The organism is Aeromonas salmonicida, assembly GCF_028355655.1.
Taxonomy (GTDB): domain Bacteria; phylum Pseudomonadota; class Gammaproteobacteria; order Enterobacterales; family Aeromonadaceae; genus Aeromonas; species Aeromonas salmonicida.
This window is the reverse complement of the sequence record NZ_CP110645.1, coordinates 2,316,306-2,328,169: the sequence shown is the minus strand read 5'-3', so window position 1 is coordinate 2,328,169 and position 11,864 is coordinate 2,316,306. Positions and strand designations below refer to the sequence as shown.

The 11,864-nt window shown below is 58.7% G+C and carries 9 protein-coding genes; 6 read left to right on the top strand and 3 right to left on the bottom strand.

Features of this window, described 5'->3' with window-relative positions; all coding sequences use genetic code 11:
* Positions 1 to 11: 11 nt before the first annotated feature.
* Positions 12 to 1,067 carry a PA0069 family radical SAM protein gene (locus ONZ54_RS11130; protein WP_271788160.1) on the top strand — a complete coding sequence of 352 codons (1,056 nt, stop codon included), beginning with the start codon at positions 12 to 14 and terminating at the stop codon, positions 1,065 to 1,067.
* A gap of 83 nt (positions 1,068 to 1,150) precedes the next feature.
* Here ONZ54_RS11130 and ONZ54_RS11125 read toward each other — a convergent pair whose 3' ends face one another.
* Positions 1,151 to 1,321, bottom strand: a complete 171-nt coding sequence (locus tag ONZ54_RS11125; protein ID WP_165484246.1) for a hypothetical protein — start codon at positions 1,319 to 1,321, stop codon at positions 1,151 to 1,153.
* Between the two features lie 268 nt (positions 1,322 to 1,589).
* Complete coding sequence (gene gyrA / locus ONZ54_RS11120; protein ID WP_059112692.1) at positions 1,590 to 4,394, bottom strand: DNA topoisomerase (ATP-hydrolyzing) subunit A; 2,805 nt, start codon at positions 4,392 to 4,394, stop codon at positions 1,590 to 1,592.
* A gap of 201 nt (positions 4,395 to 4,595) precedes the next feature.
* Between gyrA and ubiG the strand changes: the two genes are divergently transcribed.
* The 5 genes from ubiG (at position 4,596) to yfaE (ending at position 10,432) form a co-directional block, all read left to right on the top strand.
* A complete protein-coding gene (ubiG, locus tag ONZ54_RS11115) occupies positions 4,596 to 5,312 on the top strand; it encodes a bifunctional 2-polyprenyl-6-hydroxyphenol methylase/3-demethylubiquinol 3-O-methyltransferase UbiG (protein WP_271788159.1) in 717 nt (238 codons plus the stop codon).
* Positions 5,312 to 5,998 carry an HAD family hydrolase gene (locus ONZ54_RS11110; protein ID WP_271788158.1) on the top strand — a complete coding sequence of 229 codons (687 nt, stop codon included), beginning with the start codon at positions 5,312 to 5,314 and terminating at the stop codon, positions 5,996 to 5,998. The genes ubiG and ONZ54_RS11110 overlap by 1 nt, the downstream gene beginning before the upstream one ends.
* 555 nt (positions 5,999 to 6,553) lie before the next feature.
* The gene (gene nrdA, locus ONZ54_RS11105) at positions 6,554 to 8,821 is read left to right on the top strand and encodes a class 1a ribonucleoside-diphosphate reductase subunit alpha (RefSeq protein ID WP_017411669.1); all 2,268 of its coding nucleotides are present in this window, start codon (positions 6,554 to 6,556) and stop codon (positions 8,819 to 8,821) included.
* Between the two features lie 80 nt (positions 8,822 to 8,901).
* The gene (gene nrdB, locus ONZ54_RS11100; RefSeq protein WP_271788157.1) at positions 8,902 to 10,035 is read left to right on the top strand and encodes a class Ia ribonucleoside-diphosphate reductase subunit beta; all 1,134 of its coding nucleotides are present in this window, start codon (positions 8,902 to 8,904) and stop codon (positions 10,033 to 10,035) included.
* 76 nt (positions 10,036 to 10,111) lie between these two features.
* Entirely contained in the window at positions 10,112 to 10,432 is a 321-nt protein-coding gene (gene yfaE / locus ONZ54_RS11095) for a class I ribonucleotide reductase maintenance protein YfaE (RefSeq protein ID WP_059112689.1), read from the top strand.
* A gap of 206 nt (positions 10,433 to 10,638) precedes the next feature.
* On the opposite strand, the gene mltA is transcribed toward yfaE, so the two are convergent.
* Complete coding sequence (mltA, locus tag ONZ54_RS11090; protein WP_058393933.1) at positions 10,639 to 11,790, bottom strand: murein transglycosylase A; 1,152 nt, start codon at positions 11,788 to 11,790, stop codon at positions 10,639 to 10,641.
* Positions 11,791 to 11,864: the final 74 nt, after the last annotated feature.

The window sequence follows — 11,864 nt, the reverse complement described above, 5'->3', positions numbered from 1 at the left end:
GGTGTGACGCTATGGCAGGACGAGGCAGTTTCCAAAATGTTGATCACCGCTTCAGCGGCCAGCGGGTCGACGCGGTCGATGACGGCTGGGCTCAACCCGAGTGGGAAGCGGCATTTTCCGCCAGTGATCCCCGCACCGAGGTGAAGGAGATAACCGCCCGCAGCATCATCAGTTACAACCGCTCGCCGGATGTGCCCTTTGGTCGCTCCATCAACCCCTATCAGGGCTGTGAGCATGGCTGCATCTACTGTTATGCCAGACCGAGCCATGCTTACCTGGAGCTATCCCCCGGTCTCGACTTCGAGACCAGGCTGTTTGCCAAGCTCAATGCCGCCGAGCTGTTGCGACGGGAGTTTGCCAAACCCGGCTACCAGCCGGACACTATCGTGCTGGGGGCCAATACCGATCCTTACCAGCCCATCGAGCATCACTATCGCCTCACCCGCCAATTGCTGGAAGTGATGCTGGCCCATCGCCACCCGGTCGGCATCATCACCAAGAGCGCCATGATATTGCGCGACCTCGATCTGCTGGCCGAACTGGCTCGGGAGGGACTCTGTCAGGTGATGGTGTCGATGACGACATTAAATGAAACCCTGCGGCGACAGCTGGAACCCAGGGCTAGCACAGGCACGGGTCGGCTCAAGGTGATTGAAAAGCTGGCACAGGCAGGAGTACCGGTCGGCGTGCTGGCGGCGCCCATGATCCCGCGCCTCAACGAACCTGAGCTCGAGCACATCATCAAGGCGGCAGCCGAAGCCGGCGCCCAGAGCGCCGACTACATACTGCTGCGATTGCCCCACGAGCTGACCACACTGTTCAGCGACTGGCTGGAGGAGCACTACCCCGGCCAGAAGGAGGCCATCCTGAACCAGTTGCGAGCCAGTCGGGATGGCGGGCTCAACAGCCCCGCCTTTGGCACCCGCATGCGCGGTGAGGGCCAGTTTGCGGACTTGCTCGCCCAGCGCTTTCGGCTCATCAGCAAGCGTTTGGGCTTGGGCAAGCGCCATCTTCAGCTGCGGCGGGACGGCTTTATCCGCCCGGGTGAACAACTGCGGCTCTTCTGATCACCCCGACAGCATCAGCAAGGATCACAACGCCTCCCCTTAATCGGCGCACCACAAGGTGAACTATGCCGACAAGCAGGGCATCAACCCCTTGGCCGAGGCGCGTACGTGCCCTTGCCCTGTGCAGTCAATTCGGCGGGCAGTCGTGCAGGCTCATGGGCCACTTCGTCCTCATGCTCCTCTGTCAGCGATCCTTGCTGATGTTCGCCCCATACCCGGCTCCACCAGATCTCCCACATTACCCAGCTAGTCATAAGATGCTCCTGTTGATGGATGCAGGCGCCAGGCCCGCTTGGCATGCTTGTTGAGTACAAGGGGCAGCTTGGCCCCGCCCAATGACAGCGAGATGACACCAGCATGAAGGATTTGGGGTAAATTGAGGAAGTGCGGCAATGCAGAGGGATCAAAGCGGGCCCGATCAGCTGGCTCCCAGGGGCGGATGTAAAAGCAGCAGCAAGACACAAAACAGCAATAAAAAGAGCGACCCAAGGGTCGCTCTTTTTCATGGGGGCAAACGCGCGATTATTCGTCGCTCGCTGCGCCCTCTTCAGTAGACCCTTCAGAGGATCCTGCGGCGGCAGAGCCGGCGTCTGGCGCAGTATCGGTGCCTTCAGACACCTCACCGTCAATGGCCATGACGTCGTTCTCTTCCTCATCGCTCTCGGCAATGCGCTGCAGGCCAACCACGGTTTCATCTTCACCGGTACGGATCAGACGAACACCACCTGTGTTGCGGCCTATGATGCTCACTTCGGAGACACGAGTACGTACCAGGGTGCCGCCATTGGTGATAAGCATGATCTGGTCGGTATCGTCGACCTGGATCGCATCGATCACCTTGCCGTTACGCTCGTCCACCTTGATGGAACGAACGCCCTGAGTACCACGGCTCTTGGTCGGGTACTCGGTCAGCGCGGTACGCTTGCCGTAACCGTTCTCGGTCGCGGTCAGGATGGCGCCCTCGCCACGGGGGACGATCAGGGAAACCACCTTGTCGCCGTTGAGCAGGCGGATACCGCGTACCCCACCGGCGGTACGGCCCATGGGACGCACGCCCTTGAAAGTACCCTTGCTTTCGGTACTCTCGCTGCCTTCGCCGTTGTCGCTGCCATCATCGTCGTTGCCAGCGTCAATGACACTCTCGTCATCTCCGTCGACATCATCGCTGACATCAGCATCGGCTGCATCGGCGCGGCCGCTACCTTCATTGAAGCGAACCACCTTGCCCGCATCGGAGAACAGCATGATCTCGTTGCTGCCATCTGTGATGTCCACCCCGATCAGCTCATCACCCTCTTTGAGATTGATGGCACGAATACCGGAGGAGAGCGGACGGCTGAACGCAGACAGGCTGGTTTTCTTCACGGTACCATCAGCGGTAGCGAAGAAGACGTACTTGTCGTCGGCATACTCTTTGACCGGCAGGATGGCGGTGATACGTTCACCCTCTTCCAGCGGCAGCAAGTTGATGATCGGACGACCACGGGCGCCACGGGACGCCTCCGGCAGCTGATACACCTTGAGCCAGTAGACCTTGCCACGGGTGGAGAAGCACAGAATGGTGTCATGGGTGTTGGCCACCAGCAGACGTTCCACAAAGTCCTCTTCCTTGATCCGGGTGGCCGACTTGCCACGACCACCGCGGCGCTGGGCCTCGTAGTCGGTGATCGGCTGGTATTTCACGTAACCCTGGTGAGACAGGGTTACCACCACGTCTTCCGGCGTGATCAGATCTTCGATGTTGATCTCGGCGCTGGAGGCGCTGATCTCGGTGCGACGTTCGTCGCCATACTGCTCGCGCACGGCCAGCAGTTCATCGCGGATCACTTCCATCAACCGTTCCGGGCTTGCCAGGATGAACAGCAGCTCGGCAATCAGATCCAGCAGAGATTGATACTCTTCCAGGATCTTGCCGTGCTCGAGGCCGGTCAACTTGTGCAGACGCAGGTCAAGGATGGCCTGGGCTTGCTGCTCGGTCAGGAAATATTGACCTTCACGGATGCCGAATTCCGGCTCCAGCCACTCGGGGCGGGCCGCGTCGTCGCCTGCTTTTTCCAGCATGGCGGCCACGTTGCCGAGCTCCCAACCGCGGGCAACCAGTTTGGCTTTGGCGTCTGCGGGCGTATCGGAGTGACGGATCAGCTCTATGATGGGGTCGATGTTGGCCAGCGCGACGGCCAGACCTTCAAGGATGTGAGCCCGATCCCGCGCCTTGCGCAGCTCGAACACGGTCCGGCGGGTCACGACCTCACGGCGGTGCAGCAGGAACGCATCCAGAATGTCTTTAAGGTTCATCACCTTGGGCTGGTTGTTATCGAGCGCCACCATGTTGATGCCGAACGTGGTCTGCAGCTGGGTGTGCTTGTAGAGATTGTTCAGCACAATCTCGCCAGACTCGCCACGTTTGATCTCGATAACGATGCGCATGCCGTCTTTATCAGACTCATCGCGCAGGGCACTGATGCCCTCGACCTTCTTCTCTTTGACCAGCTCGGCGATCTTCTCGATCAACCGCGCCTTGTTCACCTGATAAGGCAGCTCGTGAACGATGATGGTCTCGCGACTGGTCTTGTCGTCCACTTCCACTTCGGCTTTGGCACGCACATAGACGGAGCCACGACCGGTACGGTAGGCCTGCACTATGCCAGCACGACCGTTGATGATGGCGCCGGTGGGGAAATCAGGCCCTGTGATGTAGGTCATCAACTCATCGATGGTGAGATTGCCATTCTCGATAAGCGCCAGACAACCGTTCACTATCTCGGTGAGGTTGTGAGGAGGAATGTTGGTCGCCATGCCTACCGCGATACCGGATGAACCGTTGACCAGCAGGTTGGGCACCTTGGTGGGCATGACAGCCGGGATCATCTCGGTGCCATCATAGTTGGGCACCCAATCCACGGTTTCTTTGTCCAGATCGGCCAGCAGCTCGTGGGAGATGCGGGCCATCCGCACTTCGGTGTAACGCATGGCGGCGGCGCTGTCGCCGTCGACCGAACCGAAGTTGCCCTGACCATCGACCAGCATGTAACGCATGGAGAAATCCTGCGCCAAGCGGACAATGGTGTCATACACGGCACTGTCGCCGTGCGGGTGGTATTTACCAATTACGTCACCGACCACACGGGCCGATTTTTTATAGGGCTTGTTCCAGTCGTTCCCCAACTCGTTCATAGCAAACAGAACGCGGCGGTGAACCGGTTTCAAGCCATCACGCACATCCGGCAGAGCTCGTCCTACGATCACGCTCATGGCGTAATCAAGATAGGAACTCTTGAGCTCTTCTTCGATGTTGATCGGCGTGATCTCTCTGGCCAGATCGCTCATAGAAAGCCTTAATCCCTAATTAGTTGTTCTTTGGCTTAAACAGCGCGCCATGGTAACACACTGAGCCAAATACCTTAAGCCACAAATCCGGGTAACAAGTCGGGCTGGTGTGACAAAGTGTCTCCGTTATAATGCCCGCCAGGACAATAGATTGCGCCCGAGTCTTGCTACCTGCGCGCCCTGCCACAGGATCCACAAAATATGAATAGTGATGCCAATGTCGATCTGACAGAAATCGCCAAATTTGAAGCTATTGCCTCCCGCTGGTGGGACATGGAGGGCGAATTCAAGCCACTGCATCAAATCAATCCGGTGCGCCTTGACTGGATCACCGACAAGAGCGGCGGCCTGTTTGGCAAGCGCATCCTCGACATCGGCTGCGGTGGCGGCATTCTCTCCGAGAGCATGGCCCGTCGGGAGGCTCACGTCACCGGCATCGACATGGGCAAGGAACCGCTCGGGGTCGCCCGCCTGCACGCCCTGGAACAAGGGGTGGAACTCCAATACCAGCAGATGACGGCGGAGGAGCACGCCGGCCAGGCCCCTGGCCAGTATGACGTGGTCACCTGCATGGAGATGCTGGAGCATGTGCCGGATCCGGCTTCGGTGCTGCGCGCCATCGCCACCCTGGTGCGCCCGGGCGGACGGGTGTTCATCTCCACCATCAACCGCAATCCGAAAGCCTATCTGATGATGATCATCGGCGCCGAATACCTGATGAAGATGGTCCCCAAAGGTACCCACGATCACAAGAAGTTCATCACCCCCGCCGAGCTGTGTCGTATGGGTGAAGCAGCAGGCCTCTTGGTACGGGACATGAGCGGGGTGCACTACGCGCCGCTCTCCAACCAGTTCAAGCTTGGCAAGAACGTCGACGTCAACTACATGGTGGAGTTCATCCGCCCGGAGCATGGCTGATGATCGATAACACGCCGGTACCACTGCGCTGTGTGCTGTTTGACCTGGATGGCACCTTGCTCGATACGGCGCCGGACTTGGGCGCCGCCGTCAACCATGTGCTGGTGAGCGAAGGCTTTGCGCCGCTCTCTGACGCCATCATCCGACAGACCACCTCCCATGGCGCGCTCGGACTGCTCAAGGCGGGGCTTGGCGATGAGCTGCTCGAAGAGCTGGGGGCCACTCGCCTGCGCACCGCCCTGCTCGACTACTACGCGGCGAACCTCTGCGTCGGCACTCGACCCTATGAGGGGATGGTGGATCTCATCGAGTGGCTGGACGAACGTGCCCTGCCCTGGGGCATAGTCACCAACAAGCCGGGCTTTCTCACCGAACCGCTGCTGGCCGCCTTGCCCGAGCTTGCCAGTTGCGGCGTGACTGTGAGTGCCGACACCCTGCCGGTGCGCAAGCCCGACCCTGCTCCCATGTACTTTGCCTGTGAACAGTTGGGGGTCGACGCCGCCCACTGCCTCTATGTGGGGGATCACGTGCGTGACATAGAGGCGGGCCGCAATGCGGGCATGCGCACCGCCGTGGCGGGCTGGGGTTATCTGAGTGATGACGAGGATCCCGCCGACTGGGGTGCGGATCTGCACTTCGATACCGTGCAGGCCCTGCACCACTGGCTGCGTTACGAGCTGAGCTAATCCTGTTTGCCGCCAGACAGCCAGATTGATGGATCATAAAGGCAGCTTTATCGCCAATCGGTGGCCAGATGAGCACGATTGGCGACCGTTGCAGGCACAAGGATGAGACCAGGGGAGGTCCGGATTGATCTCCCTTTTTTGCCGTTTGGCAACCGCCAACAGACTGGGACAGGACACCTTTTGACCCTTGCTGCACAAGGGATAACCAGACTGAATTTGCTAGTAAAAACACCCCGTTTTCGCAAGCAAAAAAAGTTATTTAAATTTTCCATGTTCGATCATCAGACTTGCATTTACCGGATCGGACGCATGAAAACCCACTCACTGTGAGCGTCCACTAACATGGGTCTCGACACCCACAATTTATCCACAGCTAATGCCTTATCCACAGATTGCAAAGCGAGGGCGACCTCACTATCTTGTAGCTCGAACTCAAAATAACACTATATCTTGTGATTCATCGCACAATACGCCCCCACCTCCCGCAGCCGTTCACGGCGCCGAGGCCAGCGCAGTGCGATGGTTTTTCGGGAATCAACTGAAGGTCATCAGCCAATGAACTTGTTTGTGACGAAGCGTAACGGCCACAAAGAACCCATCGATCTGGATAAAATTCACCGCGTGCTGGACTGGGCCGCCGAAGGGCTCGACAACGTGTCGGTCTCTCAGGTGGAACTCAAGTCCCACATCCAGTTCTATGACGGTATCCGTACCGCCGATATCCACGAAACCGTCATCAAGGCCACTGCTGACCTGATCTCCGAGCAAAGTCCGGATTACCAGTACATGGCTGCCCGTCTGGCCATCTTCCACCTGCGCAAGAAAGCCTACGGCCAGTTCGAGCCGCCCCACCTCTACCAGCACGTCGCCCGTCTGGTAGACATGGGCAAATATGACAAGCACCTGCTGACCGACTACACCCAGGCGGAATTCGAGGAGCTCAACGAGCACCTGGATCACTGGCGTGACATGAACTTCTCCTACGCCGCCGTCAAGCAGCTGGAAGGCAAGTACCTGGTGCAGAACCGCGTCACCGGCGAGATCTACGAGAGCCCGCAGTTCCTCTACATACTGGTAGCGGCCTGCCTCTTCTCCAAGTATCCGAAAGATACCCGTCTGAGCTACATCAAGCGTTTCTATGATGCGGTGTCGACCTTCAAAATTTCGCTGCCGACCCCCATCATGAGCGGTGTGCGTACCCCGACCCGTCAGTTCAGCTCCTGCGTACTGATCGAGTGCGATGACAGCCTGGATTCCATCAATGCCACCGCCAGCGCCATCGTCCGTTATGTCTCCCAGCGCGCCGGCATCGGCATCAACGCCGGTCGCATCCGTGGTCTGGGCAGCCCCATCCGTGGCGGCGAAGCCTTCCACACCGGCTGCATCCCCTTCTACAAGTACTTCCAGACTGCGGTCAAATGCTGCTCCCAGGGCGGCGTACGCGGTGGTGCGGCCACCCTCTTCTACCCGCTGTGGCACACCGAAGTGGAAAGCCTGCTGGTACTGAAAAACAACCGCGGCGTGGAAGAGAACCGGGTCCGTCACATGGACTACGGCGTGCAGATCAACAAGCTGATGTACCAGCGCCTGATCAAGGGCGGCGACATCACTCTGTTCTCCCCGTCCGATGCCCCTGGCCTGTACGATGCGTTCTTTGCGGATCAGGACAAGTTCGAAGCGCTCTACGTCAAGTACGAGCAGGACCCGGCCATTCGCAAGAAGACCATCAAGGCTGTCGATCTCTTCTCCCTGATGATGCAGGAGCGCGCAGGCACCGGTCGTATCTACATCCAGAACGTGGATCACTGCAACACCCACAGCCCGTTCGATCCAAGCGTGGCGCCAGTACGCCAGTCCAACCTCTGCCTCGAGATTGCACTGCCCACCAAGCCGCTCAACAACGTGGATGACGAAGAGGGCGAAATTGCCCTGTGCACCCTGTCTGCCTTCAACCTCGGCGCCATCGAGAAGCTGGAAGATCTGGAAGAGATGGCGGATCTCGCCGTGCGCGCCCTGGATGCCCTGCTCGACTATCAGGACTACCCGCTCAAGGCCGCCCAGAAAGGCAGCATGAACCGTCGCACCCTGGGCATTGGCGTCATCAACTACGCCTACTACCTGGCCAAGAACGGCGCCCGTTACTCCGATGGCTCCGGTCTGGCGCTGACCCACCGCACCTTCGAGGCGATCCAGTTCTACCTGCTGAAGGCCTCCGTGCAGCTGGCCCGCGAATTCGGCCCCTGCCCGGCGTTCAACGAGACCACCTATGCCCAGGGCATTTTGCCCATCGATACCTATAAAAAGGATCTCGACAACCTGTGCAACGAGCCGCTGCACCTGGACTGGGAAACCTTGCGTGAAGAGATAAAGACAGTGGGTCTGCGCAACTCCACCCTGACCGCCCTGATGCCGAGCGAGACTTCCAGCCAGATCTCCAACGCCACCAACGGCATAGAGCCGCCGCGCGGCCTAGTCTCGGTCAAGGCATCCAAGGATGGCATTCTCAAACAGGTGGTGCCCGAGTATCATCGCCTGAAAGATCAATACGAATTGCTCTGGAAGCAACCGAGCGTCGATGGCTATCTGCAGCTGGTCGGTATCATGCAGAAGTTTGTGGATCAGGCGATCTCCGCCAACACCAACTACGACCCCGCCCGTTTCGAAGGCAACAAGGTACCGATGAAACAGTTGCTCAAGGATCTGCTGACCGCTTACAAATACGGCCTCAAGACCCTCTACTATCACAACACCCGTGATGGTGCGGATGACGCACAAGCCGATATGCAAGATGACGGTTGTGCCGGTGGGGCTTGTAAAATATAAGCCATTGCAAGATCTGACAACCGGGCGGGAGCGACAAGCTCCCGCTCTCCTGTTTATCCATTCAATACATTCTGGTAACCATGGCCTATTCAACTTTCTGCCAAACCCAAAACGACCAGCTCAAAGAGCCGATGTTTTTTGGCCAATCGGTCAATGTGGCCCGTTATGATCAACAAAAACACGAAGTCTTTGAACGGCTGATCGAGAAGCAGCTCTCCTTCTTCTGGCGCCCGGAAGAGGTGGATGTCTCCCACGACCGCATCGACTATCAGGCGTTGCCGCCCCACGAGCAACACATCTTCATCTCCAACCTGAAGTACCAGACCCTGCTGGATTCCATCCAGGGTCGCAGCCCGAACGTGGCGCTGCTGCCGCTGGTCTCCATTCCGGAGCTGGAAACCTGGATCGAGACCTGGGCCTTCTCGGAGACCATCCACTCTCGCTCCTACACCCACATCATTCGCAATATCGTCAACAACCCGGGTCAGGTGTTCGATGACATAGTGACCAACGAGCAGATCCTCAAACGCGCTGGCTCCATCAGCTGCTTCTACGATGACCTGATTGAAGCGACCGCGCTCTACAATCTGCACGGTGAAGGGACCCACAGCGTCGCCGGACAGATGCGCACCATCACACTGCGCGAGCTGAAGAAGAAGCTCTATCTGTGCCTGATGAGCGTCAATGCCCTGGAGGCAATTCGCTTCTACGTCAGCTTCGCCTGCTCCTTTGCCTTCGCCGAGCGCGAATTGATGGAAGGCAACGCCAAGATCATCAAGATGATCGCCCGTGACGAAGCACTGCACCTGACCGGCACCCAGCATATGCTGAACCTGATGCGCACCGGCCAGGATGACCCCGAGATGGCCGAGATTGCCGCCGAGTGCGAGCAAGCCTGCTTCGAGATCTTCAAGGAAGCAGCCATTCAGGAGAAAGAGTGGGCAGAGTACCTGTTCCAGGACGGCTCCATGATCGGCCTGAACAAAGACATCCTCTGCCAATACGTGGAGTACATCACCAACCTGCGCATGAACGCGGTCAGTCTGCAGCCAGCCTTTGCCGGCGCAAAGCAAAACCCGATCCCCTGGATCAACACCTGGCTGTCGTCCGACAACGTGCAGGTTGCCCCGCAGGAAGTGGAAGTGAGCTCCTACCTGGTCGGCCAGATCGACAGCGAAGTACATGCCGATGATCTCGGTGACTTCGAGCTGTGAGTCAGCGACCCGATATGCTGCTCGGTCAGACCGGCAGAAACCTAGATGCAGACAATTTATCAGGTGACGTTGAACTGTGAGTGACGCAACCAACACCTTGGCCCCTGCCCTACAGCCTGCAACGCAGCAGGAGGCACCACAGGCGCCGCTGGTACATACCTGTGATGGCACCCTGCTCGCCCATCCCGGCGAGAGCGTGTTGGAGACCCTGGAGCGTCACGGCCATCAGCTGGAGTTCCAGTGCCGCAGCGGTTATTGCGGCGCCTGCCGCACGCCCTTGCTAGCAGGCTCGGTGCACTACCCCAATGTGCCGCTGGCGTTTGTCTCCCCGGGTGAATGTCTACCCTGTTGCTGCAAACCGGTCGGTGCCATCCGGCTGGACCTGACGAAGGGTTGAGCCTCCTCGGCAGACTGTGGACATAAGCACATACAAAAAAGCCGCCGGATTGCCTCCGGCGGCTTTTTTCTTTGGCGCCTCCCCTCGAAGGAGGAGGAGCAGGGAAAGGGTCATCAGGCCTTGTGTGGGTTAGCTACAAAGCGGCATCACCCGCCACAGTCGCCTTATTCCATTACAATCCCTGTTTCGCTTATATCCTGTTTTGCTTATAACCAGGGCGCAGCAGTCGGCCCATGGTGCAGACCCAGCTTCCAGACCCGGCCAAAGTGCTTGTAGTGACCGGCCGCCACACCCGCCTTCTCACCCATGCCGTGGTAAAGATCCAGGTGCCCCTTCTTCACGGCACCACCCACATCCAGCGCAATCAAGAGCCGCAGCTGGTGCTTGCCGGTCCAGTTGCCGGCCTTGTCGAGCAAAGGCACTTCCGCCAGGATGGGGGTGCCCATCGGCAGCAAACTCTTGTCGGCCGCAACGGCCGCCAGCGGCAGCAACGGAATACCGGCGGCGCCAATCACGTCATTGGTGGGGCGACGCTCGAAGAAGACATAAGAGGGATTCTGCTCAACCAGCTCCTTGACGCTCTCCTCCGGTTGGGCGTTGGCCCAATCCTTGATGGCCTTCATCGACATCTTCTCTTTGGGTACCTCGCCCCGGTCGATCAGCACCCGGCCTATGCTCACATAGCCGTGACCGTTCTTGCCGCTGTAACCCAGGTATTGCAACCGATCGTCATCCCCATAATGCACAAAGCCCGAGCCCTGCACATCCATCAGGAAGTTGTCGATAAGAGACTTGCTATAACCCAGCTCCAGCCCACGGTTGGCCAACGCCCCCCGATGGATATCGGCCCGGCTTGGGCAGCGGCCACCACATTTTGGCATGGCATAAATGGGGTACTTGTACTTGGCATCCGGGCGATGGCGCACCTCCAGCACCGGCGAGTAATAACCGGTGAACAGCACGTTGCCCATGCGATCGGCGCCGCCCAGCTGGGCCAGGCTGATGCCGTACTGGGTGATATGAGCCGGATTGCCACCATTGGCCACCCAGCGGGAGAGCTGATGATAGAGCTCGCCATAACGGCGGGTCATCTTGCCGGAACGCTCCAATACCAACCGGCTCTGGGGGCCGAACTTGCTGAAATCAGAACGCTGGCGGCTGTTGATGCGCTCTACCCGCACCAGATCGCCCGGCAGGGCACCGTCCAGATACTGCTTGCCCAGGTTTTCCGGCACCTCGCAGTTGAGAAAACATCCGGCATCGGGTTTCTTTTTGGGCACCTGCGCCTGCTCAGGATTGCCCGCACAACCGGCCAGCCCCAGCACGGCAGCGGTCAGCCAGTACGCGTGTTTGTTCATATGTCCTCATATAACACCAAGCCTCATGCTTGGCGGGGAAGATGCCAAATTTGCTGGGGGAAAGCAAACGCCTT